20 protein-coding genes are annotated in these 16,120 nt (G+C 36.1%); 3 read left to right on the plus strand and 17 right to left on the minus strand.

Going from position 1 to position 16,120, the window contains the following annotated elements; translation table 11 throughout:
- The 12 genes from cmk to COJ96_RS16085 form a co-directional block, all read right to left on the minus strand.
- Positions 1-675, minus strand: coding sequence for a (d)CMP kinase (gene cmk / locus COJ96_RS16030; protein ID WP_098574817.1), 675 nt, complete (start codon positions 673-675; stop codon positions 1-3).
- A 162-nt stretch (positions 676-837) separates the two neighbouring features.
- Positions 838-1,017 (minus strand): YpfB family protein, encoded by a 180-nt coding sequence (locus COJ96_RS16035; protein ID WP_098574818.1) that lies wholly within the window; start codon positions 1,015-1,017, stop codon positions 838-840.
- Positions 1,018-1,094: 77 nt separating this feature from the next.
- Complete coding sequence (gene ypeB / locus COJ96_RS16040; protein WP_098574819.1) at positions 1,095-2,444, minus strand: germination protein YpeB; 1,350 nt, start codon at positions 2,442-2,444, stop codon at positions 1,095-1,097.
- Between the two features lie 14 nt (positions 2,445-2,458).
- Positions 2,459-3,355 carry a spore cortex-lytic enzyme gene (gene sleB / locus COJ96_RS16045; RefSeq protein WP_257148539.1) on the minus strand — a complete coding sequence of 299 codons (897 nt, stop codon included), beginning with the start codon at positions 3,353-3,355 and terminating at the stop codon, positions 2,459-2,461.
- A gap of 130 nt (positions 3,356-3,485) precedes the next feature.
- Positions 3,486-4,175: a glutamic-type intramembrane protease PrsW gene (gene prsW / locus COJ96_RS16050; protein ID WP_098574821.1), complete on the minus strand. Its 690-nt coding sequence runs from the start codon at positions 4,173-4,175 to the stop codon at positions 3,486-3,488.
- Positions 4,176-4,287: 112 nt separating this feature from the next.
- Positions 4,288-5,244: an asparaginase gene (locus tag COJ96_RS16055; RefSeq protein ID WP_098574822.1), complete on the minus strand. Its 957-nt coding sequence runs from the start codon at positions 5,242-5,244 to the stop codon at positions 4,288-4,290.
- Positions 5,244-6,224 carry a YpdA family putative bacillithiol disulfide reductase gene (locus COJ96_RS16060; protein ID WP_098574930.1) on the minus strand — a complete coding sequence of 327 codons (981 nt, stop codon included), beginning with the start codon at positions 6,222-6,224 and terminating at the stop codon, positions 5,244-5,246. Before COJ96_RS16060 ends, COJ96_RS16055 begins: the two co-directional genes overlap by 1 nt.
- Before the next feature lie 117 nt (positions 6,225-6,341).
- Complete coding sequence (locus COJ96_RS16065) at positions 6,342-7,619, minus strand: Glu/Leu/Phe/Val family dehydrogenase (protein ID WP_098574823.1); 1,278 nt, start codon at positions 7,617-7,619, stop codon at positions 6,342-6,344.
- Between the two features lie 220 nt (positions 7,620-7,839).
- On the minus strand, positions 7,840-8,421 hold the full coding sequence (locus tag COJ96_RS16070; RefSeq protein WP_098574824.1) for a genetic competence negative regulator: 582 nt from the start codon (positions 8,419-8,421) through the stop codon (positions 7,840-7,842).
- A gap of 75 nt (positions 8,422-8,496) precedes the next feature.
- Positions 8,497-9,279, minus strand: a complete 783-nt coding sequence (locus tag COJ96_RS16075) for a metallophosphoesterase (RefSeq protein WP_098574825.1) — start codon at positions 9,277-9,279, stop codon at positions 8,497-8,499.
- 22 nt (positions 9,280-9,301) lie between these two features.
- On the minus strand, positions 9,302-9,670 hold the full coding sequence (locus COJ96_RS16080; RefSeq protein WP_098574826.1) for a hypothetical protein: 369 nt from the start codon (positions 9,668-9,670) through the stop codon (positions 9,302-9,304).
- 55 nt (positions 9,671-9,725) lie between these two features.
- Positions 9,726-10,361 carry a CBS domain-containing protein gene (locus tag COJ96_RS16085; RefSeq protein WP_098574827.1) on the minus strand — a complete coding sequence of 212 codons (636 nt, stop codon included), beginning with the start codon at positions 10,359-10,361 and terminating at the stop codon, positions 9,726-9,728.
- 142 nt (positions 10,362-10,503) lie between these two features.
- On the opposite strand from COJ96_RS16085, the gene COJ96_RS16090 reads away from it, so the two are divergent.
- The 3 genes from COJ96_RS16090 to COJ96_RS16100 are packed head-to-tail and all read left to right on the plus strand — an operon-like array spanning position 10,504 to position 11,604.
- A complete protein-coding gene (locus COJ96_RS16090; protein ID WP_098574828.1) occupies positions 10,504-10,734 on the plus strand; it encodes a spore coat associated protein CotJA in 231 nt (76 codons plus the stop codon).
- The gene (locus COJ96_RS16095) at positions 10,731-10,991 is read left to right on the plus strand and encodes a spore coat protein CotJB (RefSeq protein ID WP_098574829.1); all 261 of its coding nucleotides are present in this window, start codon (positions 10,731-10,733) and stop codon (positions 10,989-10,991) included. The genes COJ96_RS16090 and COJ96_RS16095 overlap by 4 nt, the downstream gene beginning before the upstream one ends.
- A 43-nt stretch (positions 10,992-11,034) precedes the next feature.
- A complete protein-coding gene (locus COJ96_RS16100) occupies positions 11,035-11,604 on the plus strand; it encodes a manganese catalase family protein (protein WP_098574830.1) in 570 nt (189 codons plus the stop codon).
- 72 nt (positions 11,605-11,676) lie between these two features.
- On the opposite strand, the gene COJ96_RS16105 is transcribed toward COJ96_RS16100, so the two are convergent.
- From COJ96_RS16105 to COJ96_RS16125, 5 genes are all read right to left on the minus strand, one after another.
- Entirely contained in the window at positions 11,677-12,132 is a 456-nt protein-coding gene (locus COJ96_RS16105) for a YpbF family protein (protein ID WP_098574831.1), read from the minus strand.
- A gap of 90 nt (positions 12,133-12,222) precedes the next feature.
- Positions 12,223-12,849: a LysM peptidoglycan-binding domain-containing protein gene (locus COJ96_RS16110; protein ID WP_098574832.1), complete on the minus strand. Its 627-nt coding sequence runs from the start codon at positions 12,847-12,849 to the stop codon at positions 12,223-12,225.
- Positions 12,846-13,451, minus strand: a complete 606-nt coding sequence (locus COJ96_RS16115; protein WP_098574833.1) for a CPBP family intramembrane glutamic endopeptidase — start codon at positions 13,449-13,451, stop codon at positions 12,846-12,848. The genes COJ96_RS16110 and COJ96_RS16115 overlap by 4 nt, the downstream gene beginning before the upstream one ends.
- The gene (locus COJ96_RS16120; RefSeq protein ID WP_098574834.1) at positions 13,448-14,962 is read right to left on the minus strand and encodes a RecQ family ATP-dependent DNA helicase; all 1,515 of its coding nucleotides are present in this window, start codon (positions 14,960-14,962) and stop codon (positions 13,448-13,450) included. The genes COJ96_RS16115 and COJ96_RS16120 overlap by 4 nt, the downstream gene beginning before the upstream one ends.
- Positions 14,962-15,999 carry a YpbB family protein gene (locus tag COJ96_RS16125; RefSeq protein WP_098574835.1) on the minus strand — a complete coding sequence of 346 codons (1,038 nt, stop codon included), beginning with the start codon at positions 15,997-15,999 and terminating at the stop codon, positions 14,962-14,964. Before COJ96_RS16125 ends, COJ96_RS16120 begins: the two co-directional genes overlap by 1 nt.
- Positions 16,000-16,120: the final 121 nt, after the last annotated feature.

The raw sequence follows: 16,120 nt of genomic DNA on the forward strand, positions 1-16,120 counted from the left end.
CTATCCAATCCTTTCGTGCACCAACACCATTATTTTTTCTACAACATCTGTAATTGATAGAGAGGTTGTATCGATTTCCACTGCATCATCTGCTTTTTTCAATGGTGCCACTTCTCTCTCAGAATCGATTTTATCTCTACGAGCAATTTCTTCTTTTAATTTTTCTAAGTCAGACGGGAAGCCTTTTTGGATATTTTCCATATGGCGCCTTTCTGCTCTTTCCTCAACACTAGCAAGTAAAAATACTTTTACCTCCGCATCAGGCAATACATGTGTCCCAATGTCCCTTCCATCCATCACAACGCCGCCTTCTGTGGCAAACGCCTGTTGTCTTTTAACCATTTCTTCACGGACCTTTTGGTGTTTAGCAACATACGAAGTCGAATTGGTAACCTCAGCAAAACGAATTTCATTAGAAACATTTCGCTCATCTACGTATACTAACTGCCCTTTATCAGATGGCTGTAATCTAATATCTGTTGATAATAATGTTGCCAATAATGCATCTTCGTCTTCTAGATTCAGTTTATTTACGATCGCCTTATATGTTAAAGCACGGTACATTGCACCAGTATCGATATAAATATATGAAAGTTTTTCTGCCACTATTTTAGCAACTGTACTTTTACCGGCTGCAGCAGGGCCGTCTATTGCTATTGATATTTTTTTGTCCATAAATCCTCCTATTTGTCATCATGAGTTTCTTAGATGTTGTCTATATTTATTTTACCACAAGATAATGGATTGCCTCTTTTTTTACCATGATAAAATATGAAATTTTAACGATCCTATTGTTATTATTGGTCCAATCAAAAGAAAGCAGGCTGGCCTGCTTTCTCAATTACCCTGAAAGGTTTCAAGAATTTCCGTAAATGTATTTTCATTTACTCCTTCGTATTTTGTCAATTGTTTTACTTGAGGAAGTACATTTAGCTGATGAAAAAAAAGTTGTGTTAGAAATAGAAAAATAAATTGGACGATGATAATTTTTATTAAGACTCTTTCTACCTTTTTCATAGCATCCACTCCACCGATTAATATACTTATTATTGGAGTTTTTTGAAAAAAATATAAGGAAAAGCATATGCTTTTCCTTATAACACGTCTTCATAAACAGCCTCAGCATTTTTTAGCTTTTCAACTTTTTCCTCAACACCACTTTTGGCATTAATAAAAATTCGATACGTATCATCATCGATTGTTCCTAGAAACTCATAACAAAGAACTTCCTTGTTAAGATCGTTTATAATAACTGCCTGACGGTCTTCCATGATTTTAGTGTTCGGATTTACTTTTGCTCGAGCTTGCTTCACAGAGAGGGACGGTTTTTCAATAGTTCTTGTATGGAAAGATTTTAAATATTCTTCTGCTGATACACCAATAATATCCCCGTTATCGAGTGCTACCTTTACTTTAATTGATTCAGGATAAATTCGAACGCCATTAATGGATGAAACGAAATTGAATACTCCAATATTGTCATATTGTGTGCTTTCAAAGATTTCTAAACCCTTATAGCCCGTCTCCTTTAAAAATGCTGCCGCCTTATTATCAGCATCATTTAAACTAATAACTTGTCTTTTTACATCACGATGATTAATAAACCAAATCGGATGGCCAGCTTTTTTCGTAATATCCATACTGCCTTCCTCACCGCTTTTCTTATCTTTGATTGAAACGCTATAAAAACCATAGTCGGAACCTTTCCCATTCTCTGTAACCTTTACCTCAGAATTCCCGTCAATCTTGATGTATTTTTTTGCAATTTTAATTGCTTCTTGCTTAGAAATGGTTTTTCCTTTTATTTTGTTAAAATTTTCATCTTTTTGTTGCATGTTTGCAAAAGTAGGACCCAAATTTGATTCAGTGTAGCCGCTTACTGTCTTTTCTACAGCTTTAAAGCCATCAATAATCGTATTATCTGTTTTTTCTTTTCCAGATGCCAATGCAAGTTCAACATCCATCCACCGAAGATTATTTTTTAATACCATATGCTGGACTTTTCTGAGATCATCCTGAATATCACCAGATTGCTTATACAGTACCTTTAACGTGTTGTATTCTTCCTTTGAAAGTGGTTCCTTGTCTAAATCTCTTACAGCAGCACGGTAACTGAAATTCCCAATTTTTGATAAGAATTCCTCCGTCTTGTTAAACGGAAGCAGGGTTAACGGCAATTGTCCAACATCACTATGTGCTTCCGAGGTAAGCCTCCATACCTCAATTAAGGAAGGTGACAATGATTGTTTTGAATTCATTGCAAGGGTTGTACCAATCTTATCGTGTAATAAATCTACTTGATAGTTAAGGTCATGAAATGCCCGTTGATACGTGTTTTCCGCATTTAAAAGAACTGCATTTTTCTCCTGGTGTTCTTGATAGCCCCAGTATGCTGTTCCCGCTACACCAACAGCAAGAACTCCAATTAATATTCCTCTTATCAATTTCATTCACCTCTCTACTTGCAAAAAATATGTTTCCCGATTCGTTTGATTTGTGGTCGTCCCCAGATCCACCCGCTTGTAGCGGTATCTGGGTTAAAATAATAAAGTGCTTCTCCAGTTGGGTCCCAGCCATTAATCGCATCCAAAACCGCTTTCTTTGCATTTTCATTTGGCGTGAGCCATATTTGTCCATCTGCTACGGCTGTGAATGCACCAGGCTCAAAAATCACTCCTGAAACTGTATTTGGGAATGTGGCACTATTTACCCGATTGAGAATAACAGCTGCCACAGCAACTTGCCCTGTATAAGGCTCACCCCGGGATTCTCCATAAACGGCATTAGCCATCAACTGGATATCATTTTGCGAAAAACCATTTGGTGTGTTCGCTGCCGTCGGTTTTTTAGGTGCTGTTTTCTGGGGTGCTGTGTTTTTTTGTGGCACCGTTTGTTTTGGGGCCTGCTTTGCTGGTGCTTGGTTAGCAGGTGCCTGTTTCGCTGGCGCTTGTTTAGCAGGTGCCTGTTTCGCTGGCGCCTGTTTCCCAGGACTTGGTGCAACCTGTTTACTTTGATCAACCCCGCCATAATGTGTAAACTTTTTGCCAGTGTTAATATGTTTTTTTACAAACTGCTCATTGTATTTACTCGCTTTGGCTAGTTTTAATTTTGTTGTCCACCCTGCAAGCCCATCAATTGGCAGGCCGAATTCATATTGAAAATTTCTTAACGCCCAATATGTGCTCCAGCCAAAAACCCCATCAATCTTACCGTTATAAAAACCCAAATACTGAAGCCTCGATTGAAGCTCAATGACATCATCTCCAACCGCACCCTTTTCAATTACCTGATTAGAGAAAGCCTGCACTTCCTTGCTTTCAGAAATCGATGATGTCACGATCAGAAGGATTAGTATAAATAACTTAATTAGGATTTTCTTCTTTTTCACGGAATTTTAACCCCCATTGTAAATCTTTTTAGCAGTAAACCTATTTTTTGTTTTAATGGGTTTTTTATTCCATTTAAATAAATAAAAAAACCCTTCTTTATGATTGAAGGGTTTTTTGGATAGAATATTGTTTTTTCAAATGATTGGCACTTAAGATTTTTGCTTTCTTAACTTTTCTAAGACCAAACCACCAAAGAAAAATCATAAACGGAAAAATAATCATAAGCCAATTTTCTTGTGAGATTAAGATAAAATCGTAGGCTCCATGGAGAATAAATGGCAAGAATAAGGAAAGAATGACCCACTTCGCTTTATTTCCTTCTGTAAATTTTGCCTTTCCAATATAAAAGCCCATAATTACACCAAATAGGGCGTGACTGGATACAGGTAACAATGCACGTGTCATGGCGTGTTCGATTCCATTCGCAATTAGATAAAAGATATTTTCGATTGTAGCAAAACCAAGTGAAACAGCTACTCCGTAAACAATTCCATCAAAGGGTTCATCAAACTCTACATGCTGATAAATAACATAAAAGAGTATAAACCATTTAAAGAACTCCTCGAATAAGCCTGAGCTAAGAAATGCATTGAATAGTTCAGATTTTACTATATGTTCTGTTTCAAGGACATGCTGGATAAACATAATGGGAAACACAAGAAGTGCTCCGTACATAAAAGTCCTTAAAACGAATGAAATTGGCTCTGGTTCATATTCATCTTTTAAATAAAAATAACTTAGTAATGCCAGTCCGGGGGCAAGTCCGGCTGATAATATTCCCAGCATGATGAACCTCTTTTCAAATCCATTTTCTTAATCGTAACATGGTTTCTCTATAAAGAAAATGAAAGATTCATTCCAATTCCTAATAGGTATTTATCTTTTGGTTAATTAAAACTTAAAATCTAATGTCATTCAAATTACTGGCAAGCGCAACGGCCAATTTAATTCTTGCTTTTTTAGAGTCATTATCACTTCCAAGAATTACACCCTTATTAAATAGGTCAAAGGCACTTCCTTCATAGTCATAGGTTGTATAAACTGAGCCTTCTTCTGCGCTTGTAGTTATAACTAGTTTCATTCCTTCTGCAATGGCTGTTTCAATTTCTGTCATCATTTTAGGGGCAACTTGACCACGTCCCACGCCCTCTAAGATAATTCCAGCAATCCCCGCCTCCCGCGCTGCCTTAATAAATTTCCCATCCGCTCCAATATAGCATTTAATGATTTCCACTTGAGGGATGGAAGTTTTAATCTCAAAATACTCTCTTTTAATTGGTTTTTGGAAAACATGAACTTGATCATTATCGATAATACCAAGATATCCAAACCCAAATGAGTTAAAGCCTTGAATATTAGATGCATGTTCTTTTTTTACATAACGTGCTGCAAATATTCGTTCATTAAAAACAACCACTGTTCCAGCATTCCTTAAATCATCGGAACAAGCACAATAAATGGCATGACGTAAATTAATATATACATCGCTTCCTAAATCCTCAGGAGAGCGTTGTGATCCTGTCACTACCACAGTTCTGGAATCATTAATTGTTAAATCAAGAAAATAAGAAGTTTCTTCCATCGTATCTGTTCCATGTGTGACAACTACACCTGAAACCGAATCATCCTTAAAATAGTCTTCAATCTTATTCTTCAATAGTAATAAGTCATCAAATGTAATATGAATACTAGCCTTCTGAAAAACTGATTCAACAACTACTTCGATGTCCTTTGGCAAATTACACATACTTGCCAATTCTTCACCAGTTATCGCTCCTGAGGCCAATTTTCCCGATTCTTTATTTGTCTTGCTTGCAATAGTCCCACCAGTCGTTAATAAAACTACCTTTTTCATTATTTAGCCACCCTTTTTGCATCATTTTCGATAATTGAGCGTGCGATTGCTTCTCCGTGAAATCTGCCATTTTCAATAAATATTTCATTCGCATTATTTCCAGCAGCAATTACACCTGCAATATATATTCCCTCTACATTTGTCTCCATCGAATCCGGACTAAAGAATGGCCTTCCAGATTCTTCATCAATTTTTACACCCATATTTTTTAAAAATTGGTGGTCTGGATGGTATCCAGTCATGGCAAATACAAAATCATTGGGTATTGTATTATCTTCAGCGTCTTTTGTATAAATAACTTGATTCTCTGTTATTTCTTTAACGCGGGCGTTAAATTCCATTAAAATGGTTCCTGTTCGAACTAACGATTCAAACTCAGGGAGAATCCAAGGCTTAATACTTGGTGAATATTTATCACCACGGTATAAAACGGTCACTCTCGCACCTGCTTTTACAAGTTCTATGGCCGCATCCACACTTGAATTTTTTCCGCCGACCACACAAACATCCTTATCAAAATATGGATGGGCCTCTTTAAAATAGTGGAATACCTTTGGTAAATTTTCGCCCGGAACATTCATATAGTTTGGATGATCATAATAACCTGTTGCGATGATTACATGGCGTGCACAATACGTATTTTTATTAGTAAAGATTTGAAAAATTTCATCCTTTTTAAGAACTTTATTCACTTGTTCGAAAGAGTTTATACGCAGCTGTTTTCGTTTAGCGACTTCTCGATAATAGACAAGTGCTTGATTTCTTTTTGGTTTATAACTCTCAGTAATAAATGGCACTTCCCCAATTTCTAACTTTTCTGCCGTGCTAAAAAATGTTTGATGGGTTGGATAGTGATAAATGGAATTTACCACATTTCCTTTTTCAATGATTAATGGCTCTTTTCCTTTATCCTGAATGGCAATGGCTGCTGCCAAGCCGCAGGGTCCACCACCAACAATTATGATATCTTCTATTTGCATCATAGGTACACTCCTTAATACAATCACATGGATGACAAAAAAACTCCTATCGTCTATGATAGGAGTTTTTTAACTATGTTTCAATGGTTAAGTATTATATTTAGCAGCAGCTCGTTATTATATCCAGCCTCTAAAGCGGCTCGCTTCTGCCATTTTTCTAACCCCCACCATATATGCAGATAAACGCATATCTACTCGACGGGTTTGGGCAGTATCGTAAATATTATTAAAGGATTTTACCATTACTTTTTCAAGCTTTTCTTCCACTTCTTCTTCCGACCAATAGTAGCCTTGGTTATTTTGAACCCACTCAAAATAAGAAACCGTTACACCGCCTGCTGAAGCTAAAACATCTGGTACAAGGAGAATACCACGTTCAGTTAAAATCTCCGTTGCTTCGAGTGTCGTTGGACCATTTGCTGCTTCAACAACGATGCTCGCACGAATATTGTGAGCATTTTCTTCAGTAATTTGATTTTCTATTGCGGCTGGTACGAGAATATCGCACTCAAGTTCTAGCAATTCTTTATTAGTTATTGTGTTATTAAATAATTTTGTAACAGTTCCGAAGCTATCTCGTCTATCTAATAGATAATCAATATCTAGTCCATCTGGATCATGCAAGGCGCCATAAGCATCGGAAATCCCAATGACTTTTGCTCCTGCATCATGCATAAATTTAGCTAAAAAGCTTCCCGCATTACCAAAACCTTGGATAACAACACGTGCATCCTCAATTTGGATACCTTTCTTCTTTGCAGCCTCTTGGATACAGATTGTCACACCTTTTGCAGTTGCTGATTCACGCCCATGCGACCCACCTAGAACAAGCGGCTTCCCTGTAATAAAACCAGGTGAATTAAATTCATCTATTCGACTATATTCATCCATCATCCATGCCATGATTTGAGAATTAGTAAATACGTCTGGTGCTGGAATATCTTTCGTTGGTCCTACAATTTGACTAATGGCTCTAACGTAACCTCGGCTTAATCTCTCAAGCTCTCTAAAGGACATATCTCGAGGGTCACAAACGATACCGCCTTTACCACCACCGTACGGCAGGTCAACAATTCCACATTTCAAGCTCATCCAAATTGAAAGGGCTTTCACTTCCGTTTCTGTTACACCTGGATGGAAACGAATCCCACCCTTTGTTGGCCCCACTGCATCATTATGTTGTGCACGGTAACCAGTAAAGATTTTTATGGAACCATCATCCATTCTAATTGGAATTTTAACTGTCATTAAACGTAATGGCTCTTTCAAGAGCTCGTATACCTCTTCAGGATAACCTAACTTTTCAAGGGCCTTATGTATAACTGTTTGTGTCGATTTCAACACATCATGCTTTTCCTCTTGATTAGTCTTTTCATTTTCTCTTTCGGCTACCATTTGTAATCCTCCCTAAAAAAATGCTACGAATGTTGTCATCTTTCAGACACAAGTATACACCTTTCATACATTTATGCAAGAAGAAAAGTATAAAAAAAGTCCAATTATGTAAACGCTGCCATTGGCATTTTTATATGCAATGGCTAAATATTATTGCGCAATATCATTTTCCAATTTAAGGGCGGTGGCGCCCTTTTATTATCTATAAAAACAATTAATTCTACTTAAAAAAATGAAGAATGGTTTCCACCGCTTGTTGTTCGATTATTCGCTTACCGTACTCAGCTAGAACATATGGACTAAGTATAGATGCATTGCCAAATTCGGATAAAACGCAGGCAGCTTTAATATTTTTTTCCGATTCTAAGTTATCCATTATTAAATAGTAGCGGTTGTTCCAAACATAAAGACTCCCGCCGAAAATACTCACAGTGGACAGTCTTTTGGCAAGGCTGATAATATCTTCAAATTCATCAAACTCATACAAGAGGTCCTCATAGCCTTCAACTCTTACTTGCATCTCGATAAAACCATCATACAAAATTTCATCATCTTCTATCACATCATCAACGGTAATAATCAATATCATCCCTTGAGCTTGGAGGGAGAACACCTCTACCGCAACAGAACCTTGAATATCAACATCAAATTCCTCACTTGCCTCTTCCAGCATATCATGGAAAAGCTGATTCCATTTAATGGAGTCCTTCCAAATATCTTCTTTGGAGAGTCCTCTGTCAAATAAATCATCAGAGGTTAGAAAAATCTTTATTTTATTGGCTGTTAAGCGTTCTAAGCGCATGATTTTGCCCCCTGCCGTGACATAACTCTTGTTTTCAGTGTATGCCCCAGGGGTCTGTTGGTGAATTGTCTATATTTATCCTTCGATTACAGAATTCCCATTTAGTGTAATCAGGTGACATTCAGCCGGTGCACCTAACCGGAGTGGAATGGAAGTCGTACCATAACCATTACTTATAAGTAGGACCGTGTTATCCAGCTTTTTTATTTTTCCCCGCTCATGGGGGCTATATCCTAAAATATGAATTTGCCCTCCGTGTGTATGTCCGCTTAACACCAAACGTATTTTATGCTCTGGAAGAATCTTGTCTGTAATATTAGGATAATGACTGGCTAATATCTTAAACCCACTTTCTTCCGCATCTAATAAGGCCAAATCTAGGCGATCTCGTTCTTGGTTTAAATCATCTACACCTAGTAAACAAAATTTTTCTCCTTTAACAGATTCAAAGGTAACTGCTGTATTAGCTAATACTTTTATACCCAATTCCAGGAGAATGGCATCCAATTTATGATAATCCACTTCATAATCATTGTTTCCCCAAACAAAATAAACTGGGCCAATTTGTTTTAATTTCCTCAAGTTTGCCTTTACTTTTTCAAAAGATACACCTTTTTCAGTTAAATCACCACCGATTACAACAATATCCGCTTTCCCCATAACTGGATTTATCACTTTATCAGAGATTGTTCGCCTATGTATATCGGAAATAAAAAAAATAGAAATGCTGCCAAGTGATTTAGGAAAGTCAGGAAAGCTGAATTCATGTTCTATGATATTATTTAAAAAAGCTTCTCGTAACATATATATAAGAAGGCATCCACCCAGGATGAACAAGAATACTAATGTTATAACCATTTCTCTTTTCCCCATTTCTTAACTAACGTTCAATGGAAATCATACCATAAAAAAGACTTAAACTAAAAAATGCAATCGTCTGCACCAAACCCAAATAAAAGAGAAGGCAAAAAACAATCAGAAGATATAGATACTCAATGAGAAGGTCAACACCAATTACTTTTCGTTTTTGCCAAGCTATTTTTGTGCCAACGATAAGTTCTGATAGGACTCTCCCAGTTAAGAGAAATCCGATAAAAAAAACTAACGTGGCTGCAAAAAATTTTAAGGGATTTACGACAAGACTTATAAAGAAATCAGATAAGGCAAAAGGTTGTGGTATTGAAATCCATTTGATGAGTATATACCCACATATAAAAATTACAAAATACTTAATCACTTTAATGAACATAAAAACCCCTCCCATACAATGTATGAGAAGGATTTAAAAACTTACCTACTGCTAGTTAATCATCTTCTTGGATGCTCAATATTCTGAAGCCATGGTCTTCCAGCCTCTTGGTGAATTTATCGATATTGTCTTTCTTCTCTATCTTCATTACGATTCTCCGGACAAGTTTATCTGTTTCATCGAAAGTTACCAGAGAAATAATATGCTCGTGGAATTGATGTGCAATTTCAGACAGGCGTGCGATTCGTCCTTCGGTTTCAACGGATGTAAAGGCAATCCGTACACCTGGACGATTCACCCCAAATGCACTTTCGAAAGAACTAATGACATCAGAGCGCGTAACTACACCAAGGAAGTTTTTGTTAGCATCAACAACTGCTAATAAAGGAAAATCCTTTAAATCAAGAAGTGTTTTCTCAAATAATTCTCCACCTTCTAGAAACTTATCATGATGTGTAGCAATATCTTTTACAAAAGTTTGGGATAAATACTCATTCTTTTGTTTATCAGACTGAAAATAGCTCATATAAATGTTGTATCTTGTCGCCACTCCTACGTATTTATCTCCACTTAAAACCGGAAGTCCATCAATCTGATATTTTTCCAAACTTTCTAAAGCGTCTTTAAGTGTAGTATTTTCCTGGACAGTAAAACATTCATGCTTTGGAATCATTATATTTTTTACGAACAAATCCATCACCTCGAAATATAATCATGCATTATTTAGTATACTTCTATAAAGCTTGGAAAAAACCCTTTTGCATTTAAGATTATGTCATAGAAAAAGGATTATTTCATATTATTAACTGATGTTGAATAAAGGGAGGACTATTATGAATACACATTTCAAAACCTTTCATCCGTATGTGAGTCCCTTTGACCCTTGTCCGCCGATTCTTGAAAAAGCATACTCTACCCCACCAAATTTATATATGGGATTTCAACCACCAAACCTGGAACAATTTACACCACTTGAGGCACTTAGAGCCGGTACACTCTGGAAAGCATTCTATGATCCATGGTTTAGTCCACTGGAGCCTGGCAAAGGAGGATTACCCCAATGAAACAAGTTCCTGCCGAGTACTACCAATTAATGGAACAACTACAAGCTGTTGACTTTGTCTTAGTCGAACTAACCCTATATTTGGATACTCATAATGATGATCTTGAAGCCATCAATCAATTCAATCATTACGCAAAAGAAAGAAAACGCCTTAAAAAAGCATTCGAAAGCCAATTTGGACCTCTTTTGCAATTTGGTAATAGTTACTCAAGTTATCCATGGAATTGGGACGATACCCCTTGGCCATGGCAAGTCTAAAATCGAAGCGCCCGTATTATTTTTTGAGGAGGGATTGGTGTAAATGTGGATTTACGAAAAGAAATTACAATATCCTGTTCGCGTCAGCACGTGTAATCCGAGATTGGCTAAATATTTAATTGAGCAATATGGCGGTGCAGATGGGGAATTGTCTGCAGCACTACGATATTTAAACCAAAGATATTCCATTCCTGACAAAGTAATCGGACTTCTGACAGATATAGGAACAGAGGAATTTGCACACCTTGAAATGATTGCCACCATGGTTTATAAGCTTACAAAGGATGCAACACCAGAACAAATAAAAGCGGCAGGGATTGAGGATCACTACGTAAACCATGACAAAGGTTTGTTTTACCATAATGCTGCTGGAGTGCCATGGACAGCAGCATTTATCCAAACAAAAGGGGATCCTATTGCAGATCTTTACGAAGACATTGCAGCAGAAGAAAAAGCCAGAGCTACCTATCAATGGATTATTAATATGAGTGATGATACAGATTTAAATGATGGTCTACGGTTCTTAAGAGAACGAGAGATTATTCATTCACAGCGCTTCCGTGAAGCCGTGGAAATATTAAAAGACGAACAAGGCAAAAAGAAAATATTTTAACTAAAAAGTGGAAGCTCCTCTAGGCGCTGGAGCTGGATTCAAAAGAAATAAGAAGCAGTTTTGTCCTGCTTCTTATTTTTTTTCATGGTATAGATTAATGTCATATTTTGTTTTCATCATTTCAAAGACAATATGGCGGTTTTTCCATTCTTCTTCTTTTTTCCAGTAATCTTTACTTCGGTCAACAATTTCACAGCGTAATTCATGGTACTCTTTTTCTGCTTTGTCTTTTTTCTCTTTCAATAAGTTCATGGTTCCATACATGCCCACACAAAAGACTAATAGTGTTAAATTATTCGAATCATTAACAAAAGCTGAAAACATCGCAGCAAAGGAATAGGAATAAATGCTGGCAACTGTTAAATATAAATAGACAAAAAAACTTGCGGCCAATATAATTGTTCCCCAGATTGAAAGGATATGCCGCTTTTTAAACCGATCAAACTTTTCTTTCCTTTTTCTCACATTTTCAAGCGCTTGTTTGGTTGCTTGATCCGTATTTTCAAGTAATTGGATTGGAGAATCCATTTTATCACCCTCCATTTCTATATATATACATATGAACTTGTCCTTTCTATTATGATTTCTTCATGAAAAAACCGATCACTAAGGGATCGGCTAATTGTTTATCGGTATTTTCAAGACCTGACCTGCATTTACTTGCTTACTCCGAAGATGATTGGCTTTCATAATGATGTCCATCCCCTTGGGAGATTGGTAGTACTTTAAGGCTATTCTATATAGATTTTCGTTTCGTTTAACTGTATGCGTTACAGTAGACTTTATTTGTGATTCTCTCGAAGTTCCTGTTGTTTTTTTTAAGGGTTTTTTAGTTTCAGAATGTTTTACCTCGTTGCTAGTTTGTTTTGTTTCATTATTAGCAGGATTCGTTTCCTTTGATTGATCAAAATCCTCGGTTTTTGTTTCTTCTTCGTCATTTGACGTTTCTAAATTAATGGTTTCATATCCAACAGAATCCTCGGTGGTATTTGGAACTCCATTAACTTTTTTAGCTCCATCACGGTACGAAATTACACTAAAAATAATAATCGGCAGGAGAATAAAGAACAAAACTAATAAACGGATGACTGGGTATTTTAGCTTCCACTTTGTTTTTTTCTTCTTTCTCCGATGGATATGCTCACGAGGCGGCAAGTCATCCTTGGCGTCCACTTTCTCATTAATTTTTTCTATACGTTGTTTCAAACGTTCCGCCTGGTCCCTGTATGGTTCTTCGCTATTCATAGCCGCACTCCTCCCCGTGGGTCTTCTCTAGTTGGACTTTTACATTTTATATAAACACCTAATAAAAAATCAATAACAAAATGCATAACAATTGTAACCGCTAAATTATTGGTCCATTCAAAAATTACACCAATCAAAAAGCTTAATATAACAATATTTACAAATAAAAACCAATTAAAAAGATATCGATAGTGAATAATTGCAAAAATAATGCTCGCAAAAACCAATCCTACTTTTGTTTGTATGATTCCTCTAAACAATAATTCCTCACTAAACGCTACAAAAAAAGCAATCAGTATGATGTGAAAAAAGTTTCTATTTTTAAAGATTCTTTCATTTAACCCCCCGTCATCATAAAAGGAAGAAGGCAGCCATTTCATTAAAAGAACATCTAACATCACAATGATTACTCCCGCAGGAATCCCAATTATAAAAATGTTAGAGTCATCCAAAATTATATTTTCTAAATAGGAGAAATGGTCAAAAAATATAAACCCCAATAGTAACGAGATGACACAGAGAATGATTTGTGTCATATACAGATGAAAAAGCAAATCTCTATCCGTTAATCCATTTATTAATTCAAAATACTTCTTTTTCATTCCCTCAACTCACTATTGATTAGAATTTTGGCAAGTAATTCTTTCCAGTTTTGTTCCGTTTTTCTCACCAAAGGTAAATCACTAGAATGACTTGTTTGGTAGTCGATTATTTGAAGTCCGCATATGTCACAGCATTTGTTTACCTTGTTTAATAGTGTTTCATCAAAATATTGTAAAATATTTTGACGTCTGCATAATCTAGATTCAGCCCATTTTTTCATTCGATAAATATTATTCTTTTTAATTGCTAATCTTTCCAGAACAAACTCTTTAATGATGTTTCTTAATTGTTTAATACTTATTGTTTCAAGAGAAGTATTTATTACAAAGTCCTCAACAATCCGCCATTGAATTTCCGAGAAACCGCCAAGATCCATTAAATTGATATCTAAAGTCATCTTCCCATCTATTAACATCCGTTTCTCGTCCAGTTTATTAAACAACCAGTCTATTTGCTGCTCAGATGGTAATTCACTCTCCGCAAGTTGAATCGGCAGTTGTTCATCCCCAGGCGTATATAAAAGGATGGCAATACTAGGTTTGCCATCTCGACCAGCCCTTCCAATTTCTTGGAGATACGATTCTATTTGCATCGGCATATGATAATGAATAACAAACCGGATATTGTCCTTATTTATTCCCATGCCAAAGGCACTTGTGGCACATATAACATCTAATTGTCCATACACAAACTGCTGTTGAATCAGTATTCTAGTGGATTGGTCCAAACCGCTATGATAGGCCATCGCTCGGCAGATTCCTTTATCTGATAACAAGGAAGCCATTTGTTCCGCCATTTTTTTACTTGAAAAATAAATAATCCCAGGCTTTTGCAAATTGGCAACAAGCTCACAGACAACCCCTTGCTTTTCGCGGAATTCTAATAATTCTTTAACATAAAAACCTATATTTGGCCTGTCAATTGTGGACTCTATTTTTTTAATTTCATCCAAATCAAGTGAACGAATGATGTCCTCTCTTACTTTTTTGGTAGCAGTTGCAGTCAGCGCAAGTGTGAGTGGATCGCCAAACTTTTTTCTAATTTCACCTAGTTTTGAATAATCTGGCCGAAAGTCAAATCCCCATTGGGAAATACAATGAGCTTCATCGACTACAAACAATGAAACTGTAAGTTCTTGTAGTTTGCGAAGGATAAAAGGAACCATTAACATTTCAGGTGAGATGAAGATATACTTATACTGTTTCAATTGATGAAGTGCATTTTTCCTTTCATCTGCACTAAGAAAGGAGTTTAACGCAATGACTCTCTTTTCACCAAATTTCTTAAAATGTTCCACTTGGTCTTGCATCAGTGAGAGAAGTGGCGATACTATTAAAATTTGCCCCTTTAACATTAGCCCTGGCAGTTGGTAACACAATGATTTTCCTGTTCCTGTCGGAAGCATAGCCAATGTATGATGGCCAGACAAAATTGATGTGATTACCTCTTTTTGTCCAGTCTTAAAACTTGGATAACCAAAATGTTCTATTAATACTTTTTCTAGTTCCATTATCTATCACCATATTTCGCCAATACTAGTCTTATTTGAAAATATGTCGCGGTTACAATCTTTTCTCGAATTAACTTTAACTGTTTAGTTGCTATTTGGTGTGAAATTTCTAAAATCTTATTTTGTAATTCTTTATCTACGTAAGTATCGATGGAGAAATTCTCCATATTTAGGGCTAATTCAACCAGATGGTCTTCTATTGTACTTAATTTTAAGTGCCTTATATTTGCAATCATATCAAGTGTATATCCTTGATTTAATAATCTTTGTGTTTTCCTGGTAGATAACGTTAATTCATCATTTTTCATTAGACCTTTAATTAAAAAAGGCAAAATTTTAAACTTATAACCATCTTCCTCAATTTTTCGCAATAAATAATGAAGTGTATTTGTAAAACCAATTTGGTAGTCGTGAAAATTTATATTTAACTGTTTGGCTGCTTGAAGAGGGGTCAAGCCAATTTGTTGAAAACCTGTTAACCGAATTACTAAGATGGCAGGGTCAAACCCGTTTCCCGCGTCAAGACAATCTTCTAATTCTGAATAAAAAATTGTCCCCATTTCCATCCTAGGCAGATTCATACTTTTTAGAGCGGATTTTAACCAAGTATGAACTTCTTTGTTTTTTTGGATGGGAGTATATCTTGTTTCTCCGAACATTAAATTGGATATCACCTGTACTAATAGGGACAATCTTTCCCAAAATAAGGAGGTCATTTGATGATAGTTCCAGCCATGAATATACTTCGGCAGTTGAGTTTTTTCTAGAAGCTCTTTTCCAAGAAGCGTAACTATAAATCGTTGTTCTCCGATATTTTTTACCCACTTTTTTTCACTCATCGATTGAATTATTTCTTCAAAAGATTCTCTGGATAATTGCTCATAAATCCCAAAAAAACTTTTCAACGAAAATAAATGGGCATCTTGGATAGTTTGCGATGACTTTTTTCCATTAAGAAGGTGATAGACCGAATAAATGGTCCGTTCCTTATTTAATTGTTTTATACTATAAAGAATGATGGATTCAATTTGGAGCATACGAACCTCCCATCACTTATTTCGCACATATTCGACCAAAAACACCATTTTCTCTCTTTATTCTACCATGAAATAAAGGATCTTGATGCCCAAAAATGTGGAAGATTTAGCAAAACACTTG

The sequence above is a fragment of the Bacillus sp. AFS073361 genome, from assembly GCF_002567005.1.
GTDB lineage: Bacteria > Bacillota > Bacilli > Bacillales > Cytobacillaceae > Neobacillus.

Bases quoted from the DNA above. Each gene is read 5' to 3' on its own strand.
- COJ96_RS16100 (WP_098574830.1), top strand. From the start codon at position 11,035: ATGTGGATTTACGAAAAGAAATTACAATATCCTGTTCGCGTCAGCACG.
- COJ96_RS16120 (WP_098574834.1), bottom strand. From the start codon at position 14,962: ATGGAACTAGAAAAAGTATTAATAGAACATTTTGGTTATCCAAGTTTT.
- COJ96_RS16090 (WP_098574828.1), top strand. From the start codon at position 10,504: ATGAATACACATTTCAAAACCTTTCATCCGTATGTGAGTCCCTTTGAC.
- COJ96_RS16105 (WP_098574831.1), bottom strand. From the start codon at position 12,132: ATGGATTCTCCAATCCAATTACTTGAAAATACGGATCAAGCAACCAAA.
- COJ96_RS16055 (WP_098574822.1), bottom strand. From the start codon at position 5,244: ATGAAAAAGGTAGTTTTATTAACGACTGGTGGGACTATTGCAAGCAAG.
- COJ96_RS16075 (WP_098574825.1), bottom strand. From the start codon at position 9,279: ATGGTTATAACATTAGTATTCTTGTTCATCCTGGGTGGATGCCTTCTT.
- COJ96_RS16110 (WP_098574832.1), bottom strand. From the start codon at position 12,849: ATGAATAGCGAAGAACCATACAGGGACCAGGCGGAACGTTTGAAACAA.
- COJ96_RS16060 (WP_098574930.1), bottom strand. From the start codon at position 6,224: ATGCAAATAGAAGATATCATAATTGTTGGTGGTGGACCCTGCGGCTTG.
- COJ96_RS16115 (WP_098574833.1), bottom strand. From the start codon at position 13,451: ATGAAAAAGAAGTATTTTGAATTAATAAATGGATTAACGGATAGAGAT.
- COJ96_RS16125 (WP_098574835.1), bottom strand. From the start codon at position 15,999: ATGCTCCAAATTGAATCCATCATTCTTTATAGTATAAAACAATTAAAT.
- cmk (WP_098574817.1), bottom strand. From the start codon at position 675: ATGGACAAAAAAATATCAATAGCAATAGACGGCCCTGCTGCAGCCGGT.
- COJ96_RS16070 (WP_098574824.1), bottom strand. From the start codon at position 8,421: ATGCGCTTAGAACGCTTAACAGCCAATAAAATAAAGATTTTTCTAACC.
- prsW (WP_098574821.1), bottom strand. From the start codon at position 4,175: ATGCTGGGAATATTATCAGCCGGACTTGCCCCCGGACTGGCATTACTA.
- COJ96_RS16065 (WP_098574823.1), bottom strand. From the start codon at position 7,619: ATGGTAGCCGAAAGAGAAAATGAAAAGACTAATCAAGAGGAAAAGCAT.
- COJ96_RS16080 (WP_098574826.1), bottom strand. From the start codon at position 9,670: ATGTTCATTAAAGTGATTAAGTATTTTGTAATTTTTATATGTGGGTAT.
- COJ96_RS16035 (WP_098574818.1), bottom strand. From the start codon at position 1,017: ATGAAAAAGGTAGAAAGAGTCTTAATAAAAATTATCATCGTCCAATTT.
- COJ96_RS16095 (WP_098574829.1), top strand. From the start codon at position 10,731: ATGAAACAAGTTCCTGCCGAGTACTACCAATTAATGGAACAACTACAA.